This window comes from Mucilaginibacter sp. (assembly GCF_028288185.1).
Taxonomy (GTDB): Bacteria; Bacteroidota; Bacteroidia; order Sphingobacteriales; family Sphingobacteriaceae; genus Mucilaginibacter.
This window is the reverse complement of record NZ_JAQBOF010000004.1, coordinates 90,298-116,233: the sequence shown is the minus strand read 5'-3', so window position 1 is coordinate 116,233 and position 25,936 is coordinate 90,298. Positions and strand designations below refer to the sequence as shown.

Below are 25,936 nucleotides of genomic sequence, written 5' to 3'. Positions count from 1 at the left end.
CTTAATTAATTTTTAACTAGTATATAATTAAGGTTTAATAAGAGCCTGGGGCTGGGAGTATTAATAGACCTGGGTTTAATTGAATCAACGTTATTAAGAGGAAATCGAGATAACATGAATATAAAAAACCAACAAGCGATTAACCAGGTACAAAGAAAACAACGCGCTTCAGATCAAATAGAAAAACAAGACCTTCAGCTGAAGGAACTTGTAAAAGAAAAGGTAATAGAGCGCCAAGGTATGGAGTACCTAGATGCAGAAACATTCAGAAAAACCCATGAAATTTCTATGAAACGAATCAGGTCTTTTCTTTGCTCACTTGATGTTTTAGAGGATGTTAATCTATCATCGAACGCTAAAAGTTTTGTTTCAGATCATCAGCTCACTTTCATTCAATGAAGGCTATTGCTATGCCTCAAATAATTGCTTAGGAAAAAAGATGGGAGTAATGGAAGGGTCTATAAAAAGATATTTGGATGAGTTGGATACATACGGCCTAATCAAGCGTGATACCTACAATACCCAGCAAGGGTGGCGCAGAAATATTCATATCCAGTTTCATTTTTTTAAAGAGAGGCTTACAGGATTTTTTTATTATGCTTCGGACAAATATCGGACAGTAATTTGCATTGGTGTATTGATTAATGTGAATCAAACTATCTATAAGATTGATCAGCCTTAGTCAAAGCTTCCCGGTCTTTTATTCGAGAGTATAAATTATCAACTGGTAAATTCTTGTTTAAAAATGAAAAACCCTCTTAATTATAGTTTTAAGTGGTTTTACTGGTAATAAATTTTGACGTTGCGGAGAGGGAGGGGTTTGATCTCTTTTTAATTAATCAAAATCTCACTACATTCCAATAGGCGTCTTTTGGCTTTAAGTCGCGATCAAATAGTAGTGGATAATTTTTTCTCCCACGCACAGGAAAATTATCAAGCCATGAATAGCGGTCAGATACATTCCAAAAGGTAACTCCTGTCAGGTATTGTTTATAGTCGCGGAATATTTTAAAAACTTTAGCGTACTGCTCCATTTGTTTTTGTTTGCGCTCAGGCGTGAAATCGGCGTCATTAAGATTCTTGTCCTTGTTACTGTAAACAGATATATCTAATTCTGTAATTTGAACTTTCAGGCCCAATGAGCTAAATTTCTTGATGCTGGTTATTAATGCTTCTTCCGACGGATCGTTTATTGACCAGTGTGCTTGTAAGCCAACCGCCTGAACCGGCACACCTGCATCCAGCATTTTTTTTAAAAGTTCATATATACGTTCACGTTTGCCGGAGCTTTCGGTTCCGTAATCATTGTAAAATAATAAAGCATTAGGGTCGGCTTCGTGCGCGAACTGAAATGCTTTAAAGATATAGTCTTCACCGCATATCTGGTACCATAGTGAATTGCGCAGCAATTGATCGTTGTTATCCGAAACCGCTTCATTTACCACGTCCCAGGCATAAATTTTTCCTTTATATCTTCCAACTACCGAATAGATATGATCTTTTAGCCGAGTTAATAAAACTTCCTTGTTAACTAAATTACCCCCCTTGTCATGAAAAATCCAGTCTGGAGCTTGAGTATGCCAACATAGATTATGTCCGCGTACACGCATATTATGCGCCTGGGCAAAGTTAACAATGTCATCGGCAGCCTTCCAATTGTAAATATTTTCCTGGGGATGAATAGGGCCCATCTTCATCGCGTTTTCAGGAGTGAGACTGTTGAACTGATTAATGATCAATTGACGTTCTGCCGAATCGCTCAAGCTTCTCGGCGAAACAGCTACGCCAATGGGGAAGTAGTCCCGGTAATAGTCTTTAAGCCCCCTTGATGCACCGGTTTGTTGTGCAGTTGCTTTTAAGATAAAAATGAGCATCATTGTGCCCGTTAATATCATCTTAATACTGGTGTAACTTTGCATCACGTTTATCAATTCTTCTTTCCATAATGCTAATCGGCTAAAGTAAAATGCTTTTCTCATTTATTAGCCTCTACCTCCCGGCAAATAAAAACGTCCCGAAGGCGGGTTGGTCCCGGTCAAAACCTTCCGGTCCCACCTTGTCAATTATTTGCTTGGTATATGGCATCCGTAGGCCTTTTCGTTGTACGTAATGATGGTAAACCATCACGTATATCGGGATAAATTTGCCACGACCCTGAGTAGATATCACCCCCCATTCGTTATACTTTCCGGTAATGTCTTTCCATGTTGCGAATGGCACATGATCGTCGCCCAGATTATATCGGGCAACGTATTCGACACCTTTCATCAGCCGGTTATCCAAAGCGCTATACAAATCGTCTCCTTGTTTCCAGGCTTCCTCACAGATAGTGGCTAATGCGCCAATTCCCAATTGACTGTGTCCCTGATCGCGTCCGCTTTCTTGAATTTGTCCTGTTTCTCCACTGATATAATTTTTAATATTACCATTGTCGTGAGCGTTATAATAAAAGTCGATAGCCTTTTTATACATCCCCCTGTTGTCCAAATAGATTGCAGCGGCCATATAGGTTTTAGTAACAATCCCGCCCCAGTTACCGTTGGTGTAGGGCTTAGCTGCATAGAAAGTTTCCATCACCGGCAGAAACACTCCGGTGATCATTTTTGTAATTTTTGCCACTTGTTGTGCAGTAATTCCGGTGTAGGTGTATTTCAGCACCTCGGCACCATAAACTATTTTTAAACCCTCCAAACCAGCAAGCAATGGAGCATCATTAGTTGCGGGGATTGTGGTTAAAGTATCGGCATAAGCCAGCAGTATCTCAGCCGACCGCCTTGCATGGGCCGGTTCTTTGGTCACCATCCACATAATGGCATTGAGATAAGCGGCGCTAAAATCGGTTTCCATTTTAGTTTTGGTCCATCGAAATTCGCCATCGCGAGAAATGGTTTTGTAAGGGCCATTCATTTTATAATCCGCAGATGCACAGGGGTTATCTTTTAATAACAAGTAACTGCTGTATGCCGGTTCTATTTTCTTTTGGACAACTTTGTACAGAAAATCAAAGTCCTTTTCTGTGTGTAAAACACCTGGATGTACAAATCTTTGTGCCTGTACTCCTGTTGCCATAATTACAGGTAACAAAAAATAAAGGAGCAGATTATAATTAGTTTTCTCATACAACAGTAGACTGACAAATAACTTTTTCTTTTGATTTCGCATTTACCTTTCAGGTCGAAAAATTATAGCTTAGCCGGTTTGTTTTTCCAAGTGCTAATCAACCAGAGTAAAATCAGGGAGGTTTATTTTTTTACCCCCATCCATTGCCGACTCATGCGCCAAAATACCCACGCAGGTAATATTGGCCGATTGCCTTGCATTAGGGAAAGGCTGACGGTTATTGACCAATGCTGATACAAATTCGTTAACCAAATGCGGGTGCGAACCACCGTGGCCCGAACCTTGTATAAAGGAAAGATGCTGGTTACTGTTGGCGTCATAAACGCCGCCTGTGGTAAAGGCTTGTATTTCTTTAGGTAATAGATGCGCGTAATCTGGTATCGTAACTTTCTCCGGGGTTTCGCCGGTGTGGATAACTGATTGTTCATGTTCTACTAAGGTCCATTCAAATGTTTTTTTGGATCCATAAACATCAAAGCTTTCGCGATATTGGCGCGCGGTGTTGAATAGTGATCGGGTAACTTCAGCAGCTAAATCAGAATCTTTAAATTTAATATGACAACTTTCAATAGCGAATGGCGAACCATATTTGCTGATCAGATCTTCATCAATACGACCCGAACCAAAGCATGATACATATTCGGCATCCGCTTTAGCTAAAGCCAAAACCGGGCCTACGCAATGGGTGGCATAATGCATCGGCGGCAACCCTTCCCAATAGCCCGGCCAGCCAGCCATTTCCTGTTGGTGCGATGCACGTAAAAATTGCAGTTTGCCCAATTCTCCATTTTCATATAGCTCTTTCACAAACAAAAACTCGCGGCTATAGATCACGGTTTCCATCATCATATAAGTTAGGCCGGTTTCTTTGACGGCTTCTACAATCAGTCGGCACTCTTCAACAGTTGTTGCCATGGGCACGGTACAAGCTACATGTTTGCCGGCGCGTAATGCTTTTATAGATTGCTCGGCATGACTTTGTATGGGTGTGTTGATATGCACAGCGTCAACTTCCGGGTCAAGTAATAGCTCATCATAATCGGTATAGCGTTTTTCTATCCCGAAGGCATCGCCTACCTGGTGTAGCTTGGTATGATCTCGCTGGCAAATAGCATACATATTTGCATTTGGATGATGCTGATAAATAGGGATAAACTCTGCCCCGAAACCTAAGCCAACTATAGCTACGTTAATTTTTTTATTTTCCATATTATTTAAACTTCTGTTCAATTTTTGAGGGGCTACTTTGCCCATTGTTTTAAAAATGCTAATCCTTCTGATGCAAATTTATCCTGGCTTTGGGCCAGCGGATGCCAGATGCAAACTGCTTGCGCCAACTCCTTGTTATCGGGCGTAAAGCTTTCTATTGATACTGTACCCTTATAGTTGATGGCCTCCAATCCGCGGCGATAAGCGGCCCAATTGGTTTGGCCCGTGCCCGGTGTTCCTCTATAATTTTCAGCCACTTGTACGTGGATCAGTTTATCACCAACCAATTTTATGGCTTCTTCAATATTGGGTTCTTCAATGTTCATGTGGAAGCCATCCAGTATCACTTTTGCTGCCGGATGATCAATTTCATCCACCAATCGCACCACATCCCGGGCTGTATTTACCAGGTCTGATTCAAAGCGGTTTAACGGTTCCAATGCTATTTCCAAACCCAGCTCTGCTGCCATATCGCACACCTTGCGCAGGTTTTTAACGGCAAGCTGCCATTCGGCTTTGCGTTGCTCTGGTGGTACCATACGCGCCTTACCCACTGCCGAATACATTGGGCCGGCAAAGAATTTGGTATCCCATAACGCGCACAGATCAAGACAATCGGCTATGTATTTAAAGCAGATTTCGTGTATGGCGGGGTCTTCATTTGTCAGATCGCGGGTAGGGCCAAACGCGCCGCAGACAATGGCCTTTAAGTTGTATTTTTCTAATGCTTTTTTTACCATGTTACCATCTATCAATCCCGGATCTTCTATGGCAATTTCAACCGCGTCAAAACCCATGGCCGCGATTTTTGGGAATAACTCATCTATTGACGATGTTTGAAATGGCGAGGTAAACAACCAGGTACTAACGCCGAATTTTATTTGTAATGACATGTTTTCTGCTTAGTAGGGTGTGGATTCCGGCTCTTCGGCTTTACTTAATAAAACAGCTTTGTACCCTCCCTTTGATCTGAAATAGAGGATGAGCAGAATAAAGCTCGCCAACATTATTAGCGGGAAGACAACGATGTACCGCAATGCTTCTTTTTTTGCCGCATCGCGGATGGTGGTAACGGTTAGTTGCTCGTTAGCATTTGCCGTAGCCAGTTTGGTTTGATCGAGCGCTTTATAGTCACCAAAAAGACTGGTTTTCTGTTCGGTAACATAGGTACTATGGATAGCGGTATTGTTTTTACTATCATAACCAGTAATTTTTTGGTCTACAGACTTATCCTGGATAAAGCCCAATATACCCGCGCCTATAACACCGGCAGCTATCATTCCTAAACCGCCGGTAATGTTTAAAGTTAATGCCCCGCCTTTTGGAAAGCGCTCTGATACCATACCCAACATAGCCGGCCAAAAGAAAGATTTGCCTAATCCGTAAATAGTAGCTGCCAGCAAGATCATCGATCCGGCAGAAAAAGACATCATGTACAAACCAATAGCCGCAATGCCCGAGCAGATAGCGAGCAAACCCGGCGATGAAAATTTATGCGAAATGGGGCCGGCAAAAAAGCGCAGCACAAACATGATGGCCGATGTATAAACCAATACCCACCCGGCCTGGAAACCTATCTTGTTCATTTCGGGTGTCATTAGGTCGGTTATCCAACTGTCGGTGCCTAATTCGGTAGTCGCCAGCGGGATCATGATCAACAATAAAACAATAAACAAAGGCTGCCCGAAACTGCGGGTATAATATCCAAACCCTGCGGTTATTAATAAGGTGATGATTACATTGGTAGTGGTTGTCCAGCCAAAAACTGCACCTAATTGAAATATAATTAATGCAACAATAATTAATGCCCCGCCAGCGCCAACTTCCTGCAACATTTCTTTGTACGACACACCGGCCTGCACACGTTCATTTAACGGGAACTTCCGCGAGATCATCATGAATGCGTAAGCCAAGGTCGGAATCAGTATTAACGCAATCTTATATTCCCAGCGGGTAGTAACGCCCAACAACAACGCCATAACACCACCCAATACTAAACCGCCTGCCCAGCCTGCATGCAGCATGCTTAACCATTTTATTTTTTGTTTAGGGAACATGGTGGCAACAACCGGGTTTGCAACAGCCTCAACTGTCCCGTTGCCAATTGCGCAGATAAAAGAACCTATGTACAGCATCCAATAACCACCGGCAAAGATGGTGAGTATAGCTGATGCTATATGGCAGATCACCGCGAAGATCATGGCAGTTTTATAGCCTATTTTATCAATCACCAAACTAAAAAGCACAATGCTTATGGCAAAGGGCCATAAGCCTACCCCTGCAATTTCGCCCAGTTGAGTTTGAGTAAGGTTAAAGTCGTGGCCCCATTGCGGCAATATTAATGCGCGCAAAATAAACCCGAACGCGGTGGTAACTAATGCTATAAAACAAGCATAAAATAACTTCATGTCGGGTACCGATGTCGTACCAGCAGAGATGTTTTTTGGTTGTGCGGCCATAGCTTTGGTCTTTGGTTTAAGGCTTATTTAACAACTTTCATAATGCCATTCATGATACGCCAATGGCCGGGGAATGAACAGATAAACGGATAATCGCCGGCATCAGCAGGTACTCTGAATTTTAACTTAAATGTTTCCTGCGGATTGATGAGTTTGGTAGAGAATAATACCTCGGGTATTTTGGGAACATAGTTTTGTTCTATACCTTTTGGATCTTGTGCCAGTTTATCAGCCGCCGCGCCTACTTTTTCTAAACTGCCTTTTTGTAGTATAAGGAAGTTATGCTGCATAAAATCAGGGTTGTAAAAATCAACCTCGACCATGCTGCCCGCTTTTACGGTAAAGGTTTTTGTATCATACTTCATGGCATTTTGTACTACAGCTATTTTAACTGTTTGGTCAACCCTTGCTCTTGATGTATTGGCCTTTTCAATAGCGGCCAAATTTGCGGCTTTAGTTTCTTCGCCAAAGCCTTTTACATGTGTAGCCATGGCAATTGGTATGGCCTGGCTTATCCAGTAATCATTAGCATTTTGCGGGACTTTTTGGGCGGCTAATAAAACGTTACCCATATCGTCAGATGCTGGCATATCAGCAATTTTTAAAAATGCAGCCAGGCGGATATTTAAATTGATATCATTCAGCAACCCCGCTTTTTGAATTGCCGCCATTGATCTAGCTGTTAACGGTAAAACCTGTAATGCTGCTTTACGCACCCCGGCTGATGGGTGAGTTAGTGCATCTTCGGCAACGGTTAATGCTTCTGCGTTTGATCCGTTTAATAAGCCTAAGCCATTTAAAGTCCATAAAGCGTGTATAGCCGGCGCGTTAACACCAATGGCATCAATAGACTTGTTACGGATCAGATCAAATAGCTGCGGTGCAAGTTGTTTATAATCACCGTCTACTATCAGGCGTTGCGCGGTTATGCGCCAAAACATATTGTCGCTTTGTAAACCGGCTAATAGTTGTTCAGGATTGTTTTTATCTAATTTTTTTATGGGCGATGGCTTGGCACCATCCCAAACTATACGATAGATACGGCCATGCGTACGATCACGCAGTGGGTTGATATAGGCATTGCCCTTGCCGTTTTGAAAACCTTTTGGTGTAGGGTTGTGCTGAATAATGAAGTTATACCAATCGCTTACCCAAAGCGCGCCATCCGGCCCAACTTCTGATTGTACCGGTGCTAGCCATTCATCGGCGCTGGCTAAAAAATTCCAACCATCTTTTTCTTTAAATCCGGAGCCATCGGGCTCTAAAACAGCGCGATGGATAACCCGGCCTGTAGGCTCGTTTACAAAACCAATTTTATTCCAATACTCTTCTGGGAAATTTCTGGCCGTATATAAATTATGTCCCGCGGCAGCGGTAAAACCATTAAACACATCAACCTGGCGCAGGTTTTTGGTTACCACATGCATGCCGTAATGGCCCTCAATTTTTTTGACAGAGACCATGCCCGGCATGGCCAGTCGTTGCAGGTAGGGTAGCGGTATGCCCAAATAGTCGCTGTGCGAGTTGTTAGCGGTAGATATAAAAACATCAAAATTCTCAGAGAAACCCAATCCCCAGGTGTTGTTGCTGGTTGAGCCTAAATGTTCCAGGTTTTTACCATCACTGGTAAAGCGGTAAACCGCCTGGTTAAAATTGAATTTCTGCCCGCCTACGGTGCCGGTAAAGCCCGAATAACCTACGGTTCCCCAAATCTTATTGTCCAGTCCGTATTTCAGGTTCGATGGCCCTGCATGGGTATCGAAGGTGCCCCAGCCGGTAATCAGTTTTTCTATTATGTCGGCCTTATCGTCCCCGTTAGTATCTTTCAGAAATAAAAAATCGGGCGCTTGCGAAATTATCACACCGCCACGTGCAAAAACTATGCTGGTAGGGATGTTTAAGTGATCAGCAAAAATGGTGAACTTATCTGCCTTGCCATCTCCATTCGTATCTTCGCAGATCTTGATGCGGTCAAGCCCTTCGCCTTTATTATCTCTTACCGTATTGGGGTAATCAATCGTTTCCAGCACCCAAAGCCTGCCGCGTTCGTCCCACGCCATTGCAATAGGTTTTTCGATGTCTGGCTCGGCAGCGAACAATTCCATTTTGAAACCAACGGGTATCTGCGTCAATAACTGTGACTCGGCAGGGGATAGCGGTTCCTGTAGCTTTGGTGCCGGATTGCGGTTTTCATAATTTGGGATTTCCGCAACGCTATAGGCCGGGTTTGGCTTGGGTAGTTTAGCCAGGTCTTTTTCCGCCTTTTTGCCAACGGCCCATATTACGCCGTTCTCTAACAGCTTTAAAAAATCCGGCTGCTTCCAGGTACGCTCATCGTGGCCGTAAGCGGTATAAAAAACGCGACCCTTGCCGTAACTATTTGTCCAGGTATAAGGTTCGTGGTGATCGCCTTCTACACGTTCAGTTATCACATGTATATTTTTATTAATCTTTGTATGCACGTAGGTTTCATCCCAGGTAGTAAATGCGTTTACATCCTTCATAACGGGATGCTTTTTGTCGACGATAACCATTTTAAAGGTGTCGGTTTTATGGGTGCTAAACTGGCCGCCAATCATTTTAACAACCTCGTCCGAATTGCGGAAACAGAATGACGCGCAATGTACCGGGATAAACCCTTTGCCGCTATTTACGTATTGTAGTAAAGCTTTAGCCTGGGGTTGTGAAATAGTATCATAATTGGCATACAACATCAACCCATCATATTTTGACAAGGTGATTTCGTTCAGATCGTCTGGGTTTGTGGTGTAGGTAATGTTGATACCATCCTTAAAAAAAGACTGCTGCACAATCTCGGCCAGCTTGTCCGACTGGTGGTGGGTGGCGGTATGGCCCAGGAACAATATCTCCAACCTGCGCGGCGGATCGTTTTTAATAAATGTGCCTTTAATACTTACAATAGCCACCAGACATAGAGTCGCCAGCGTTATATATTTTTTCATGAAAACAATTTAAATAGGTTTATACGTAACCGTAGATTAGGTATAAACAAATATGGCGATCAAATCCTTTTCTTTTTTGTCCAATTCCGACTGTATTTTATCATTAATTATTTAGTTTTGTATTTTTTGATGCAAATAATCAATTATGAAACCAGCCATACACAAATCGGCAATACCCGCATCGCAGATCTTTATGATCAAGTACCTGGAGGATCAGTACTTTGATCCGGTATGGCACTCGCACTCAGAATATCAGTTATTTGTTCCGTTAGAGGGTACTGGAACCCGTTTTATTGGCGACAGTATAAAATCTTTTCGGACAAACGAACTGGTATTAACCGGTTCAAACCTGCCGCATTTATGGCGTAGTGACGAGGCTTATTTTGAAAAGAACAGTTTGTTAAAGATTCGGGGCATTGTGATTTATCTACAGGAGAGTTTGCTTGGCGAGCACTTGATGGGAAAGGAGGAGATGGTGCAGTTAAAGAAGCTTTTTAAAAGGTCATCGCGGGGGTTGGAGTTTTATGGCGATGTAAAGCAAAAAGTTATTACACTTATGAAGGAGCTGGTGGAGCTATCGGGGTTGGATGCATTTATTCACCTGCTTAGAATTTTAAACCTGTTGTCGTCTACAAAAGAGTATCATTATATATCCCATAATGAATATTATGATCCGGTTAAGGAGAATGAAACCGACAGGATGAGCAGTGTTTATGAATATATCTTAAAGAACTATCGAAAAAAGATACATCTTAACGAATTAGCAGATATGCTATATATGACACCGTCCTCGTTTAGTCGTTATTTTACTACTGCCAACAACAAGGGTTTCGCTAAGTTTATAAGCGAACTTAGGGTTAAGCACGCCTGTAAGTTACTTACGGAGACCGACTTAACTATCTCAGCAATTTCAGAACGATCAGGATTTAAAACACTGTCAAACTTCAACAAGCAGTTTAAGGACGAGATGAAGAAGAAGCCTTCGGATTATAAGAAGGAGTTTTTGAACATATGACGTTTAAAGATAAACCTTGGATAAAGTAACGCAGTTTAGTGTAAAGTTCGTCCTATGTATCTTTTAACATCTATTCGGTGCCTAACGGAGATATCATATATACCTTCGCTCTGGCAATTTTGCCCATTCCAACGTGTTCAATCAATTTAAGTGCCGTAAGTTTGTAAACAACGCGCCTAATGGTTTGCAATTGCGCTTGCTTATAAAAAGGCTGTGCAAATCAGCCATAAAAGAGTTCGAGTTTTGTTTTTCAGGCGCCGTTTAGTGTGATAAATGACTATACGCTTCCTGCAAGTTATTTTTTAGTAATTGGTTATTGGGGGTGAGTGCTAATCCCTGTTTAGCGGCAATAATAGCCTTATTCCATTGTTGCATTTTATTATAGGCGGCGCAAATATTATTATAAGCCTCGGGGAAGTTGGATTTTAACTTAATGGCCTCATTACAAGCGTCAATACATTGCTCAAACCTGCCCGCGTTATAATAGCGTAAACTTAGCGCCAAATATTTATCAGCTGTTGGCGAGCGCTTTATCTTTTCTGCTTCTGTATCAATTTTACCTTTTTTTGTGTCGGCAGCGATCAAGTAGCTTTTTGCGTCTGCATTGTCTGGCGCCAATTGCAGCGTGGTTAACGCCAGTTGTTTTAGGGCTGCCCAATTTTCGGTGTTTTCATAAGCGTTCATCAGCAATGTGCGTGTATATATGTTTGCCGATGACAGGCGCATGGCTTGTTGCAGGTTTGTTATCGCTTCGGGGTTGCGGCCGTGGGCACTTAAAAACCGCGCATAATAAATATAAGCATCGGGGTAATTGCCGCCATACCATTGGGCCCTTTTAAAATACATTTCGGCAGTATCGTCATACCCGGTAGCGGCTTTTAAAATAGCGAGATTAACATACAAGCTAAAGTAATTAGGTAGTATTTTTAATGCTCTGTTAAAATAAATATCCGCGGTAACATAGTCGCCGACATCCATTTTGCTGAGGCCGTAATTCATTAAGCCACGGCCATTGTTAGGGCTTTTTATGGTAACATCATGCCATAAGGTTTCTTCAGTATGCCAAACCCGGTTGCGTTGCCAGGTTGCGTAGGCATAGGTTGAAAGGATAAGACACAGTATAAACGAAAACACAATTTTATAAGCCGGTATATATTTTGAAATTAGCGGCGCGAGTTTTTTTGCCAGCAAAGCAACTGTCCAACTAACACTGATGAGCAGCCCAACAAACGGGAAGAACATACGGTGATCATTCAAAACTTCGGCCAGGGGGATAATGCTTGATGTTGGCAGCAGCGCCAAAAAGAACCAAATTAAGCCAAAACTTATGGGGCGTAGTTGTTTTTTTACTGAGGTTATAAACGCTATAACTATCATCGCCAAAATAAAAAGCGAACCGGCGGTAAAACGCCAGTCGGACATGTTGGGTAATAACTGCCAGTCAGAATCGGCACTTAAAGCGTTCGGCACAAAAAACATTTGGAAGTAATGCGCGATAACATAAGGCTGGGTAATTAAATATTGCAATGGCGCGGTACCGCCGGGTTCCCAGGTTTTGGGTGTCATTTTACCCAGGAACCAATACATAAAGGCACAACAAATAAAAGCGGGAGCCGATTTTTTAACTACGGCGAATACTTGTTTAAATCGGCTTGGTTTAAATAGATCTGCAAGGCTTAATTGCTCCTCGAAAAACAGTAGGTAGATAAAAAATATCGGCGCAAACATTATAGTTGGCGGCTTGGCCAGCGAGCCAATAACTATTGGCACTAAATATAAATAGAACGTGCGGCACCGTGCTGAATACTGATACAGCACAAAAGCCAATATTACTCCCAAGGTTGATTGCAGATCGGCACGGGCTATAACGTAGTTGACGGTTTCGGCTATGGCCGGATGTAAAAGATATAAGGTTGTGGCAATAAGCGCTACGCTGGTATTCCGCTTATCATTAGGCAAAGAAATATTAAACAGTCTGGTAAAAAAATAGACCATCAACAGCCCTTGTAATAAAAACAGGATAAAAGTAGACAAGTGGAAGAAAAACAAATAGTATCCGCCACCCAACCAATAATCAAACGCCAAAGAGGTGGTTACTATTGGGCGATAGGATTGGTTTTGCGGTAATGTACTGCTGGTGCTGCCATCCGTAAAAAACAAGGGCAGGTTTTTAATGTCGCGGATGTATGCATTGTTTTGGATAGTGTGCGAATCGTCAAAATGAAATTCGTTGTTAAAATGGTTGGCGTAGGTGATAGCGCATAATACCATCATCAACAATATACCAAACCAAAACGACCTTTTTTCCACGTAGATATCAATAAATATTACAAACGGTTAAGTTATTAAACATTTGCCGATTTGTGAACGCCCAATTTTTATTGGGCGTTATCAGAAAAGTGTATTCATGTGTTCCTGGTACAGTATAGCTGATAATAATTATAGAACCAGGCACTTCTTTTTTATGTACATACATATAGGTTAAAACCCTTATAATTGTAAATTATTAAATAACATGAGGTATTCCATCGATCATAAAAGCCCCGTCCCCCTGCATGCTCAGGCCGAAATGCTTTTGCGCAAAATGATAGCTGAAGAAGAATATCAAAACGGCAAGGTCTTCCCTAACGAGGTTGATCTGGCTAAGATCCTGGCCATATCGCGCTCCACCTTGCGCCAGGCTATAAACAAGCTGGTTTTTGAGGGGTTACTGGTACGTAAAAAACGCACCGGGACCAAAGTTGCCAAAACCATTGTAAGCTCCAAATCAAACAACTGGCTAAGCTTTTCGCAGGAAATGAAGCTGCGGGGCATTACCGTTAAAAACTTCGAACTCAATATTTCATGGGTATTGCCCGATGAAGCGCTGGTTGATTTCTTCGAGATAAAACCCGACCGTAAAGTGTTAAAGATGGAAAAGGTTAGGGGTAATACCGATGAGCCTTTTGTATACTTTGTATCTTACTTCCACCCACGCGTTGGCCTAACCGGCGAAGAAGATTTTAAGATGCCCCTTTACGAAATGCTGGAAACCCAGCACTCGGTTTTTGCCACGCTATCCAAAGAAGAAATAAGCGCCACCGCCGCCGATGAGTTTATTGCCGGCAAACTAAAGATCCCGGTTGGCAGCCCTGTACTTTACCGCAAACGTTTTGTTTTTGACCACGGCGAACGCCCCATTGAATATAACCTGGGCTATTACAAAGCCAACAGCTTTGTGTATACGGTAGAGAGTTCGAGGTAGGCTGTTCACACCAGTGTGCCCACTTTAGCCGGTAGTAAAAATTACCATTTTTCGGGTATGATATGTTTTGCCGGTAGTAATTTGGGGTGTTTTTCGGGCATTGGCGGTAATGCCGGTAGTAAAAATTACTGTTTTTCGGGTATCAGGGGTTATGCCGGTAGTGTTTTTTTAACTAATATACTGAATTACAGCTGATTAATACTTACATCTGTTTAAAAAGCATATAAATCGTTATTTACAATTTGGTTCTTTTTGCCTTTTTAAAGATGCCTTACTATCTCCATAAAGATACGAAAAATTGGCCGTATTTTTGTCTAATAAGGCACAAGTAGCTTTTATCCTCTAGCCCGGCCCGACATACTTGCGCCAGCTTGGGAAGGGTTGTAAAAAAAGAACTGTCATTTCGAGCGAGCCTGATTGGGCAATGCGCGAAAGGAGCGACGAGAAATCTTATATACCCTGTATATTTCACCGGTATAATGTATAAGATTTCTCACTCGTTCCTCGTTTCGAAATGACAATGCGTTTAAAAAGGTACTACTCCACCTTCTTCCACGGCGATGGTAATACATTGCAACGCTTGGCATAGGCTTCCCACATATCATTCATTTTTTTAACCAGGTCGGGGTGTTTGGCGGCTACGTTGTTTAGCTCACTGCGGTCGGTGCTAATGTCGTATAGTTCCCACGGTGCCGATGTATAGGTCATGCCTTTCAGGTCTGCCTCGCTTACCAGTTTCCAGTTACCCATGCGGATCGCTTTGTTCATTTCATGGTCCCAGTATATGGCCTCGCGGGTTAATGGTTTGTTTTCAAAGCTGGGTGCCAGGCTTATGCCCTCAACCGGGGTAATGGTATGTCCGTTATAGGTTTTAGGGTATGGGGTTTTAGTAATATCAAGTATGGTTGGCATAATATCCATTTCGTGCCCGGCTTGCCCGCGCAGCTCACCTTTGGCTTTTAAACCATCCGGCCAGTGTACAATCAGCGGAGTAGAGATACCGCCCTCATGCACATAATGTTTAAACTTACGCAATGGCGTGGTTGATACATTTGCCCACTCCTGCATATAAGATACATAAGTATCCGCGGGGCCGGCCATTACTTTTTTACCCTCCATTACCAGTTTGCCCTCGCGGGTGGTTACGGGTTTGATAGAATAGATCAGCGAATCCGGCCCCAATTTACGCACCCGGTTAGGGTTTGGCGCTACCGGCCTTACTTCGCCATTGCCTACTATCTCGGCACAGGCACCGTTATCCTGTAAAAAGAAGATCAGCGTATTATCATACATGCCATCGGCTTTCAATTGTTTAATAATGCGACCGATACCCTGATCCATAACATCTATCATGGCGGCGTAAGTTTCCATCCGGCGCAACATAGCTGGTTTATCAGGCTCCGTGGCCCATGGCTTGCCATCAAATGGCGATAGTTCTTCGTCCTGCTTTATTACCCCCAGCTTTTTCATGCGTTCTAAACGCTCATGGCGCAACTCTTCCCAACCTTTGTCAAAACGTCCCTTGTATTTGGCAATGGCTGCTTCCGGGGCTTGCATTGGCCAGTGCGCGGCGGTGTAGGCCACGTACATAAACAGCGGTTTGCTTTTATCACGCTCCTTGATAAATTTAACCGAGTTGTCTGATATCGCATCGGTAAAATAATAATGTTCGGGGTGATATTCGGGGTCGTTAGTGGTATTTACCAAAGTATTGCCACGGGTTAAATATCCCGGATCAAAATAATTGGCAGCACCCAAGATGATACCGTAATAATGGTCGAACCCGCGTTGCAGCGGCCAGTTCTGTTTATTAGTGTTGGGATTGGGGTCAAAGTTTAAATGCCACTTGCCGGTCATCGCGGTTTCATAACCTGCCGACTTTAAAACTTCGGCAATAGTAACGGCATTATGGCTCAAATCGCCGCGGTAGCCGGGTAATTTAAAATCATTGGAGGTCATCCAGCCCATACCGGCCTGGTGCGGGTCCAACCCGGTCAGTAATGACGCGCGCGATGGGCAGCAGCGGGCGGTATTATAAAATTGGGTATAGCGCAGTCCTTCTTTAGCCAGCATATTTAAGTTGGGCGTTTCGGCTTCGCCGCCATAGCAGCCAAGGTCTGAGAAACCCATATCGTCTGACAAGATCACAATGATATTAGGGCGCTTCTTGTCCTGTTGTTTATGAACCGGCTTAGGCGCACTGCCCCGCCAGGAAACAATAACAATAGAACCGGCAACGGCCAAAACGGCCACTAAACCAAATTTTAATTTTCTCATAGCGGTATTATATGCTTAAAGGTACAATTTTTGTTAATTCATACCTACCAAACCGACTGCATTTGGTAGGCGCTTAATGTCTTTATAAACGGTCCTGTTTTATCCTGCTGAAAAGATAGCCCCTGGTTATTTAACGGGGTGTCTATTTTTTTAATAATATATTGTTCGCCGTTGTTTATAAATATTTCAACAACGGTTTTGTCTAATAATATTTCAAGCTTATTAATTTCTTTGGGGAAGTCCTGCGCCGAGAAATTAGCCAGCTCATTGCCCTGGTAAAATAATTGAAGGTTTTCGCCGCTTTTTACCGCTAACGACATTTTTATATGCAAGGGCCCTGGCTTTACGTTTTTCAATATAACATTAGCCTCGTTAAATGCTATGTTTTCCCAGTTATGGATCAATGTATGCAGGGTCTCTATCTCCTTTATCGGGCTGGCATAAAGCCTTAATCCATCTTTTGTGGTATTTAAAGTAAACTCTGTCGGGAACAGCATCATCTGGTTGAAGGGCATACCCGGATGCTCAATACGTCCCCAGGCCATTTGTACATGCCTGTCGCCCGGCATATTGGTAAATGATTCGGCGGCATATAAGTCGCCTTTCGCATAACTTAACCGCGGGCTTTCGGCATGAAATTCTTTACCGTCAAACGTCCCTATATAATAATCTGAACTACCCCCATGCAGCACCCATTTTTTGTTAGCGGCGTTTCCATCAATAGCCATTTCAAAAAAATCAGGGCATTCATGCAGGCCCTTAAAATGGCTTTGTTTGCTCCATGTCTTCATATCCTTCGAATTGTAGAAGGATAATCCATCGCGCTCAAAAAGAACCATTATCCAGGTTTTTGTTGGCTCGTAGTAAAACACCTTGGGGTCGCGGGTATCGTTGCTGTGCATTTCGTCATTGCTGTCAATAACCGGGTTGCCCTTGTAGCGTTTAAAGGTTTTACCGCCATCGGTACTGTAGGCAATACATTGCACCTGTTTACCGCCCGATACAACATCAAATGCCGTATAATATAAAACCATTGCATCTTTACCCCAGCCACCGTCATTGTTCTTATCAATTACCGCGGTGCCCGACCATGGCGAGCCCAAACTATCCAGCATTAAAGCCGGAGACGTTTCTGTCCAATGCAACATATCCTTGCTGGTGGCATGGCCCCAATACATGTATGCGGTATACCACGAGTTGCCAAATGGAAATGCCTGCCAAAATAAGTGGTAGGTGCCCTTATAATAAATAGGGCCATTAATATCATTACTCCAACCCCGCTTTACTGTAAAATGGAATTGCGGACGATTACTTTCTTTATACAAGCTATCTGCCCCGGCAATTTTATCGGCCTGGTAAATTCTTTTCAAAGCTACGGTACTGGCATAGCTGGTGAGGGTTATGGTTTTGCCTTTAAACTCGCTAACATCAATAAATATCCAGTAATCAACCTTTTGCTCTGCCAGTTGAACAGGAAATTCGCGCAACTCTTTATTGCCCGAATATATTTTTATCAACTTCATCCGGGCCTGTTTCCCTACCGGGATATTTAAATAGGCTTTGGTGATCTTAATTTTTATATCAGACGCGTTGGCGACAAAGGCCGAAAAAACGAAGGCGATTAATAAAAGGCTATAGTTGATCTTTCTGCTTCTCATTTTACTTGATATTTTTAAAATGCTGCTAAACTGCATACTAATTTTTTTATGATGGGTTGTGTTAATGATTGGCTTGATACAATGATAAATAAATGCCGATACAAAAACGGTATAATATTTATATCAAAGCAGTTACAAATCAGGGATGCCTATAAGCCAGAAAGGCCCCAGATCTTTCGATCTGAAGCCTTCTGTACAAAACAAACCTAAAAAGTAGTTAACCCTTTACAGCGCCTATTTTTTTCAACAGTTTCCTGTTTTCGCGCTTATGTATTAATTTATGTACCAATGCGTAAATAACCGGCAATATTAATAGTGTAAGTATAGTTGATGTTATTAATCCGCCAATTACTACTACCGCCAGGGGTTTTTGTGTTTCGCTGCCTATACCGGTTGATATAGCCGCCGGCATTAAACCAATGGCCGCCATTAATGCTGTCATCACTACCGGGCGTACGCGGGATATTACACCCTCCAGTATCGCGGTATCCAAAGGCATGTGCTCGTCCAGGTTCTTGCGGAATACCGATATCAGGATCACCCCATTCTGGATACAAACCCCAAACAATGCAATAAAACCTATACCAGCTGATATACTAAAATTAATACCCGTAATCTGCAACGCCAGTATACCGCCAATTAACGCGAACGGTACATTCATAATAACTAATGATGCATCCTTAACGTTACCGAAGGTGATAAACAGGATCAAAAAGATAACCAGCAAACATATAGGCACCACATGCGCTAATGTTTTTGATGCACGGGTTTGGTTCTCAAACTCGCCCACCCATTGTGCCGAATATCCCTGGTCAAGCTTTACCAGGCGATTTACTTTTTGCTGTGCTTCGGCAATAGTACTACCCAAATCGCGGCCACGGTTGGAGAATTTTACCGCAATGTGCCGCATGTTATTGTCCCGATAGATAAATGCAGGGCCGGTTAATATTTTAATAGTAGCAATTTCTTTTATAGCGATCTTGGAGCCGTTAAGGGTTGGTACCATCAGGTTTTCGATCTTATCCTGCGTATCTCTAAACTGTTTCTGGTAACGCACGCGGATATCAAACCGGCGCTCGCCTTCGTAAAGTTCGGTAGCGGCTTTACCGCCAATTGCCATTTCAATTACCGAGTTAGCATCGGCAGTAGCAACGCCATAAAGCGCCATTTTTCGCTGATCCAGTTCTATCCTAAACTCAGGTTGGCCCAGGTTGCGCAGTACACCCAGATCGTCTATACCTTTTACGGTTTTTAAAACTTTTAGTACCTCGTTAGCCTTTCCATCCAACACCTTAAAATCTGGTCCAAATATATTTACCGCAAGCGCGGCGTTAACACCGGCTACAGCTTCTTCCACATTGTCACGTATCGGCTGCGAATAGTTAAATACGGTACCCGGTATTTTGGTAAGCTGCGCATTCATCTGGTCTATCAGGTCATCAGACGATACGCCTTTGGGCCATTCTTTTTTATTTTTTAAGTCGACCTGGATCTGTACATCAAAAAAGCCTTTCGGGTCGGTACCGTCGTTGGTACGGCCAACCTGTGCCAAGGTTTGCTTAACCTCGGGGAACTTAGCTAGTATCTGCATCATTTTTTGGTTAATGCTCTCGGCTTCGGGTAATGATACACTCATCGGCAGCTCGGCTTCCACCCATAGCGCACCCTCGTTTAGGTCGGGTAAAAACTCTGTCCCTAAAAACCTGGCCGAAAAGAAGGTTATCGCCATAAAAGCAACCGCGACAAAAATGCTTTTCCTGGGATGTTTATACGTATAACCAAACAGGCGGCGTATGCCGTTCTCAAAAAACAATACTACTACATTATGTTTCTCGCGTACATTTTTATTGAGCAGGATGCTTGATAAAGCAGGCACCAATGTCAGCGTAAATATTAACGCGCCTAATAAAGCAAAGCCCAATGTATACGCCAATGGCGAAAACATTTTACCCTCTACCTTCTGGAATGCGAAGATGGGGATCAAACAAGTGATGATGATCAGCTTGGAGAAGAAGATAGCTTTACCCATCTCTGCACCTACATTTTTAAACAACCCCAGTTTAGCCAGTTTGTTAAATTTCTCCATCCCCACTTCTTTCGCTCTATGGTCAAGCGCCACAAAAATGCCCTCTACCATCACCACGGCCCCATCTATGATGATACCAAAGTCAACCGCCCCCATCGATAGTAAATTGGCGCTCATGCCCTTAATTCGCATACATATAAAGGCAAATAATAAGGATAATGGTATAATGATAGCTACGATCAATGTTGTGCGCCAATCAGCCATGAACAAGAATACAATTACCGTTACCAGCACTATACCTTCCAATAGATTATGTATTACCGTTTCGGTACAAAAATCCATCAGGTTGGTACGGTCATAAAAGGTATCGATCTTTACATCCTTTGGTAAAATATTTTCGTTCAAATCCTTCACTTTGGCGCGTACACGGTCCAATACCTCAGCCGGGTTTTCGCCTTTGCGCATTACAATAATGCCTTCAATAACATCTTTTTGTTTATCGCGGCTAACCTGGCCCAACCGCGGCAGGCCAGCTTCTCTTATTTCGGCAACATCTTTGGTAAGTATGGGTACGTTATTTACGTTTTTTATGATGATACTTTTCATATCATCAATGTTGTTGATCAAACCAATACCACGCACTACATAAGCCTGGTCGTTTTTCTCAATTACATCGCCGCCTACGTTAATGTTACTGCGATTAATAGCGGTAAAAACATCTAACGATGTCAACCCATATTTTTGCAGCAGCGCCGGGTTAACACTTACCTCATAAGCCTTCTCCTCGCCGCCAAAACTGTTAACATCGGCTACGCCGGGTACAGATTTAAACTGGCGATCCAACACCCAATCCTGTATAGCGGTAAGCTCATGCAGGGATTTGGTTTTGCTTTTCAGCGTATAACGATAGATCTCTCCGGTTGGGCCGTAAGGCGGTTCAATTTCGGGCTTTACGCCATCGGGCAGATCGGCATTAGCCAAACGGCTCAATACCTGTTGGCGCGCAAACGCATCGTCCACATCATCATCAAAAATAATACGGGTGTATGATAAACCAAAAGCTGACGTGGTACGCAGGTTTGATTTTTTCTGTACCGAGTTTAATACCGTTTCTATCGGTATGGTTATCAGTTTTTCTACTTCCTCGGCACTACGGCCCGGCCATTGCGCAATAATAATGATCTGTGTATTAGTTACATCTGGGAAAGTTTCAATAGGGGTATTGCTATAACTCCACACACCTATGCCAGCCAATATGGCCGTCATAAAAAACACAAAATAGCGGTGTTTTAGTGAGAAGTATATTATATTTTTAATGAATTTATTCATTTTAGTTTTGAGTAATGAGTTATAGGTTTTGAGTTTTTTATTTGTGATAAGCAATGAAGTTTAACTCATCACTCAAAACTCACAACTATTCGCTGGTTAGTGAATCATATAACAGCAACTGGTTTTTTGATACAACCCTGTCGCCGGGATTTAAGCCCGATGATATGTAGGAGATATCATCAACCGTTTTAATCACACTAACTTCGCGCACTTTTAAGTTGCATTTGCTATTGTAAACCACTACATAATTTTTACTGCTATCAAAAATAACAGCCTTGGCCGGTACCGAAACCGCCTGCCTGTTTTCGTTATTGGTGATAACTACGTTGGTAAACATTTCGGGTTTTAACAACATATCCGGATTAGGCAGGGCTATCTTTATTTTCATCACCTTATTGTCAGGGTCCAATACCGAGCTTATCTCGTTAACCTTACCTGTAAATACTTTACCGGGGTAAGCAAGGGTTGTTACTTTAGCGGTATAACCTGTTTTAACCTTACTGATATCCGACTCGAAAACGTTGGCCCAGATCCAAACATCTTTCATGTTTGATATGGTGAACATGCTGCCGCTATTATCCTGGCGGATAAAACTGCCTGATGTGATGTTCTTCTCAACTACATATCCGCTTTGCGGCGCTTTAATAACAAGGGTGCCGTTCTCGCTGGTATTACCGCCACCGTTTATGCTTAGCTGTTGTTTTACTTTACGATTGGCTGCAACTGCCTTATTGTAATTTTCTTTAGCCTCGGTATAATCGCGTTCGCTCGATATGCCGTTCTTGTATAATGATTCGGCCTGATCTAGTTGGCGTTTAGCTACTGCTACATCTGATTGTGTCGATGATAAGTCGGTATAATTACCGGCTACATCAGCACTGCGCATTACGGCCAGCGTTTGACCCTTGGTTACTTTATCGCCCAGGGACACTTTAACCTCTATAACCTGCCCGCTCGAAAAAGGGAACACTTTAACTACGTTATTGTCATCGCTTGATACCACGCCGGATAGGGTTAGCTCGTCCTTCATGGTGCTGGTTTTGGCGGTATCAATAGTGACCATTTTTTGTAATGAATCACTTATACATACCTGCTTACTCTCAGGCGCATCAGGCTTTTTTGGGGTGCATGAAGCTAAAAGCACCACGCCGAAGAGACCAATTAAAAACGTTTCTCTTTTCATTATTATATCTATCATCAATAGTTAGTGTTAAGGCTTTATTATGGTTGTCCCGGTAGCGAAATTTAAATCGGCAATTGCCTTTTGCAGGTTGTATCCCTGCTGTAATATTTTAAGCTTGGTATCTTTATAGGTATCAAAAAAGTCAACAAACTCTATTAAGCCTATCTGCCTTTCTTTAAAGCTTTTTAGCATATTGCCAAACAGTTTATCATACTGCTCATTAAAGGTGGTTTGCTGAGTCGAAAACAATTCCTGCGTTAACTGATATTGCCTAACGGCCGATACGACCTCGTTTTTAAGGCGTAGCTCATTTTCTTTTACGGTGTTTTCCTGGCTCTTTAAAGTAAATTCGGCCGATTTGATATTACCCTGATTACGGTTAAAAAACGGCAATGGTAAACCTATTTGCAGGCCGTAATAATTAGGCGCGTAAGTACTGTTTTTATCATAGGCTACACCAACGGTAATGTCAGGTGTGGCCAGTGCTTTTTGATAGGCCAGATCATGTGTGGCCGAGTTAAGCTGGTATTTATTACCCAAATAATCAGCCCGATTAACTTTAGCCTGCTCGATCAGGGCCGGAATATCCAGCCCGATCGATTGGCGTTGTTGCTGATCAGATATAATAGGGTTAACATAAGTTGTTTCTTTGGCGCCCAGCAGCGTTTTTAGCTCGATTTGCAGATCGTTTATCTGCTTGCTGTTTTCTATCCTGTCATTTTGAAGACCGAATAATAAAGCTTTTAGCCTTATCAAATCCTTCATAGAAGTATTACCGGCATCGTACGATTTTTGAATACCACTAACCAGGTTGGTTGCCGAGTTAATCTCCATATCATACACCTTGCCCTGGTTTATAAGGTTTGCTAACTGGCCAAAATCTAACTGCAGGTTATAACGCAGGTTACGCATTAGATCATTAAAAGCGGCTTCCTGCACCTGGGCATTGTCTTTAGCGACCTGTACTTGCTTGCCGCGTTTACCGGCGGTAGTAAATACCTGGCTAAGCTGTATAAATACCTGCCCTAAGGCCATATTCTGATTATGGTAAAAAAACTTTTTGCTGGTACCATCATAAATATTCTGGTCGGTGCTTAAAGTGGGGTTGTCCCACAATTTTGCCTGAGATATTAAGGCTTTTGACGCTTCTATATTATATTTCTGGGCAAGCAGCTCCAGGTTGTTAGCCAAAAATTGTTTTTCGGCATCCTGGAAGTTTAATGAAAGCGTATCAGTCTGCGCTTGTGCTTTAGTAGACGCAATAAAAATTAACAGGGGTATTAAAAAAACGAACCTAGAACACATAGTTTATATTAAAGGGCCAAAATTAAACTATGCCTGAGCGGCTAAAATTAGAATGGTATTAGAATTTACTTTTTTTGTGTAAATTTTACAGTAATACTTGTGCCCTTGCCCTCGGCAGATTCGGCGTGGAGTGTGCCGTTAAATAGTTGAATAATTTTTTGAGTAACGTATAAGCCGATGCCACTACCGGCAAAATTATGCGAGTTGTTACCGCGGTAAAATGATTTGAAAATCATCTCCAGGTCCCCGGCGGGTATGCCAATACCGGAGTCTACAATTTGTATCCATATCAGCGATTCATCCGCGTAAAAATTACACGTAACCGGCTGCTGATTGGAAAATTTAAAGGCATTGCCAATTAAATTATTTAAAGCGATATAAAGTAACTGGTAATTGGCTCGGATTGTTAGCATAGACTCATCTTGGGGCATGTGTTCAATATTAATTTTTAACACGCCTGCGCCGGGTTTATGTACCCAGTAATCCTTCACGGCCCATAGCAACTCATCCATCCTTACCTGGCTCTGTTCAGCAATGGTATAGTCCATATCCACCTGGGCCAATTCCATTAAGCCCGATATGGTATCGCGCAGCCTTACAGACTCTTCCAGTACCAGTTGCAGGGTTTTTTTAGTTTCCTGGGGGTCTTGCTCTTTATTAAGTGCCAATTCTACTTCGCCAATAATACTGGTTACGGGTGTACGTAACTCATGCGAAGCATTGGCAACGTAGGTTCTTTGCAGTTCGAAAGCGTTTTCCAGATGTTCCAACAAGCGGTTAAAGTTATTGGCCAGCTCGCTTATCTCGTCCTTACCCTTACCCTCATTTACACGCAAATGCAGATTGGTTGATTTAATGAGCTGCATTTGCTTTACCACATTTTTTATAGGCGAAAGTGTATTCTGCGCCAGCCATCGGCTCACTAAAAACAAAGTTGCAGTTACTATTAAAAACACAATAATCATGGCTTCGCGTATCGAGTCGAGCTGCCGCTTACCCGTCTGGTCTATCGCCGAAACCAGGATAACAAAATTACCCTGGTTGTCTTTATAATAAATACCTACTACCTGGTTGTCTTTGTTGCTATAGGCTAAATAGTTGCGTTTTCTAACCGCTTCAATGGTTTTACTATCCCAATATTGCTCATTGTCCTTTATAAACGCGGCACTGTTACGGTCATCATATATCCGGGTTACTTCGCTATGCAGGCTTTTAAAAAAGCGGTTTCGGACCTTGTTTAGTGAGTCGGGAGAGATCTCATCAGCTTTCAGATAAAGCTGGGCCACAATATTTGCTCTATCGTTTAAATGCGTGTAAAAGTCGTTATGTACAATGGTATACACAGAAATGTAAAGCGATACCATAACCACCAGCAATATGCCCGAGCCTATTAAAGTAAAGTAAAGCGAAAGCCTGTCCTTTATTTTCACCTAGTTCTGTTCTGTTTTAAAAATATAGCCCTTGCCTATTACGGTATGGATATATTTATCGGTAAAGCCTTTTTCTATTTTATTACGCAGGTAATTAACATATACATCAACCACGTTGGTGCCGGTGTCAAAATCAATTCCCCATACTTTTTCTGCAATGGTTTGGCGCGATAGCATTTTGTCGTTATTACGCATAAGCAGTTCCAGCAAGGCACACTCTTTTGTGGTAAGGGATATTTTACGGCCCTCGCGCTCCACCATGTTGTTAGCGGTATTAAGGGTAATACTACCTAAGGTAATTATAGGTATCACATCTGACGCGTTACGCCTTAACAAGGCCTCCACCCTGGCTTGCAGCTCTTTTAAATGGAACGGTTTTACCAGGTAATCATCGGCACCCATGTTTAGCCCTTTTACTTTATCATCCACACTATCCAAAGCGGTAAGCATTAGTATGGGGATGTTTTTATTTTTTTGACGGATGTGACGGCAAACTTCTATACCCGATAAATAAGGCAACATTATATCCAGTATAGCCAGGTCATAAGGGATGCCGGCGAATTTTTTTACGGCACTTGCCCCATCGGTAATTATATCTACCGTGTGATTGTTTTCTTCGAGCGCCTTTTTTACAAAAGAAGCTACCCGTTCTTCATCTTCAACTAAAAAGATCTGTGCCATATACTGTTAGCAAATATAACAGTTATGGCATTAACAA

The 25,936-nt window shown here is 42.5% G+C and carries 18 protein-coding genes; 4 read left to right on the top strand and 14 right to left on the bottom strand.

Annotation, left to right across the window (positions count from 1 at the left end):
- Window positions 1–114 precede the first annotated feature (114 nt).
- The gene (locus JWQ34_RS01435) at window positions 115–399 is read left to right on the top strand and encodes a hypothetical protein (RefSeq protein ID WP_299352847.1); all 285 of its coding nucleotides are present in this window, start codon (window positions 115–117) and stop codon (window positions 397–399) included.
- Between the two features lie 440 nt (window positions 400–839).
- Here JWQ34_RS01435 and JWQ34_RS01430 read toward each other — a convergent pair whose 3' ends face one another.
- The 6 genes from JWQ34_RS01430 to JWQ34_RS01405 form a co-directional block, all read right to left on the bottom strand.
- Complete coding sequence (locus JWQ34_RS01430; protein ID WP_299352845.1) at window positions 840–1,979, bottom strand: endo-1,4-beta-xylanase; 1,140 nt, start codon at window positions 1,977–1,979, stop codon at window positions 840–842.
- 10 nt (window positions 1,980–1,989) lie between these two features.
- Window positions 1,990–3,069: an alginate lyase family protein gene (locus tag JWQ34_RS01425; RefSeq protein WP_299352842.1), complete on the bottom strand. Its 1,080-nt coding sequence runs from the start codon at window positions 3,067–3,069 to the stop codon at window positions 1,990–1,992.
- 144 nt (window positions 3,070–3,213) lie between these two features.
- Complete coding sequence (locus tag JWQ34_RS01420; RefSeq protein ID WP_299352839.1) at window positions 3,214–4,329, bottom strand: Gfo/Idh/MocA family oxidoreductase; 1,116 nt, start codon at window positions 4,327–4,329, stop codon at window positions 3,214–3,216.
- Between the two features lie 32 nt (window positions 4,330–4,361).
- A complete protein-coding gene (locus tag JWQ34_RS01415; protein ID WP_299352836.1) occupies window positions 4,362–5,222 on the bottom strand; it encodes a sugar phosphate isomerase/epimerase in 861 nt (286 codons plus the stop codon).
- 9 nt (window positions 5,223–5,231) lie between these two features.
- Window positions 5,232–6,788, bottom strand: a complete 1,557-nt coding sequence (locus JWQ34_RS01410) for a sugar MFS transporter (RefSeq protein WP_299352834.1) — start codon at window positions 6,786–6,788, stop codon at window positions 5,232–5,234.
- A 23-nt stretch (window positions 6,789–6,811) separates the two neighbouring features.
- Window positions 6,812–9,751: a PVC-type heme-binding CxxCH protein gene (locus JWQ34_RS01405; RefSeq protein WP_299352832.1), complete on the bottom strand. Its 2,940-nt coding sequence runs from the start codon at window positions 9,749–9,751 to the stop codon at window positions 6,812–6,814.
- 145 nt (window positions 9,752–9,896) lie between these two features.
- Between JWQ34_RS01405 and JWQ34_RS01400 the strand changes: the two genes are divergently transcribed.
- Window positions 9,897–10,766: an AraC family transcriptional regulator gene (locus tag JWQ34_RS01400; protein ID WP_299352829.1), complete on the top strand. Its 870-nt coding sequence runs from the start codon at window positions 9,897–9,899 to the stop codon at window positions 10,764–10,766.
- A 261-nt stretch (window positions 10,767–11,027) separates the two neighbouring features.
- Here JWQ34_RS01400 and JWQ34_RS01395 read toward each other — a convergent pair whose 3' ends face one another.
- Window positions 11,028–13,076, bottom strand: coding sequence for a hypothetical protein (locus tag JWQ34_RS01395; RefSeq protein ID WP_299352826.1), 2,049 nt, complete (start codon window positions 13,074–13,076; stop codon window positions 11,028–11,030).
- A gap of 205 nt (window positions 13,077–13,281) precedes the next feature.
- Between JWQ34_RS01395 and JWQ34_RS01390 the strand changes: the two genes are divergently transcribed.
- Window positions 13,282–14,010 carry a GntR family transcriptional regulator gene (locus JWQ34_RS01390; protein ID WP_299352824.1) on the top strand — a complete coding sequence of 243 codons (729 nt, stop codon included), beginning with the start codon at window positions 13,282–13,284 and terminating at the stop codon, window positions 14,008–14,010.
- Window positions 14,011–14,025: 15 nt separating this feature from the next.
- The gene (locus tag JWQ34_RS01385) at window positions 14,026–14,205 is read left to right on the top strand and encodes a hypothetical protein (RefSeq protein ID WP_299352821.1); all 180 of its coding nucleotides are present in this window, start codon (window positions 14,026–14,028) and stop codon (window positions 14,203–14,205) included.
- 342 nt (window positions 14,206–14,547) lie between these two features.
- Here the strand turns inward: JWQ34_RS01385 and JWQ34_RS01380 are convergent, their stop codons facing one another.
- The 7 genes from JWQ34_RS01380 to JWQ34_RS01350 all read right to left on the bottom strand — a co-directional run bounded on the left by JWQ34_RS01380 (window position 14,548) and on the right by JWQ34_RS01350 (window position 25,899).
- Window positions 14,548–16,287 (bottom strand): arylsulfatase, encoded by a 1,740-nt coding sequence (locus JWQ34_RS01380; RefSeq protein WP_299352818.1) that lies wholly within the window; start codon window positions 16,285–16,287, stop codon window positions 14,548–14,550.
- A gap of 44 nt (window positions 16,288–16,331) precedes the next feature.
- Window positions 16,332–17,945 carry a DUF4980 domain-containing protein gene (locus JWQ34_RS01375; protein WP_299352815.1) on the bottom strand — a complete coding sequence of 538 codons (1,614 nt, stop codon included), beginning with the start codon at window positions 17,943–17,945 and terminating at the stop codon, window positions 16,332–16,334.
- Between the two features lie 217 nt (window positions 17,946–18,162).
- Window positions 18,163–21,300 carry a CusA/CzcA family heavy metal efflux RND transporter gene (locus JWQ34_RS01370; RefSeq protein ID WP_299352813.1) on the bottom strand — a complete coding sequence of 1,046 codons (3,138 nt, stop codon included), beginning with the start codon at window positions 21,298–21,300 and terminating at the stop codon, window positions 18,163–18,165.
- An 85-nt stretch (window positions 21,301–21,385) separates the two neighbouring features.
- Window positions 21,386–22,498: an efflux RND transporter periplasmic adaptor subunit gene (locus tag JWQ34_RS01365; RefSeq protein ID WP_299352810.1), complete on the bottom strand. Its 1,113-nt coding sequence runs from the start codon at window positions 22,496–22,498 to the stop codon at window positions 21,386–21,388.
- Window positions 22,499–22,510: 12 nt separating this feature from the next.
- Window positions 22,511–23,788 carry a TolC family protein gene (locus tag JWQ34_RS01360; RefSeq protein WP_299352807.1) on the bottom strand — a complete coding sequence of 426 codons (1,278 nt, stop codon included), beginning with the start codon at window positions 23,786–23,788 and terminating at the stop codon, window positions 22,511–22,513.
- Between the two features lie 65 nt (window positions 23,789–23,853).
- Window positions 23,854–25,218: a HAMP domain-containing sensor histidine kinase gene (locus JWQ34_RS01355; protein WP_299352804.1), complete on the bottom strand. Its 1,365-nt coding sequence runs from the start codon at window positions 25,216–25,218 to the stop codon at window positions 23,854–23,856.
- Window positions 25,219–25,899 carry a response regulator transcription factor gene (locus JWQ34_RS01350; protein WP_299352801.1) on the bottom strand — a complete coding sequence of 227 codons (681 nt, stop codon included), beginning with the start codon at window positions 25,897–25,899 and terminating at the stop codon, window positions 25,219–25,221.
- Window positions 25,900–25,936: the final 37 nt, after the last annotated feature.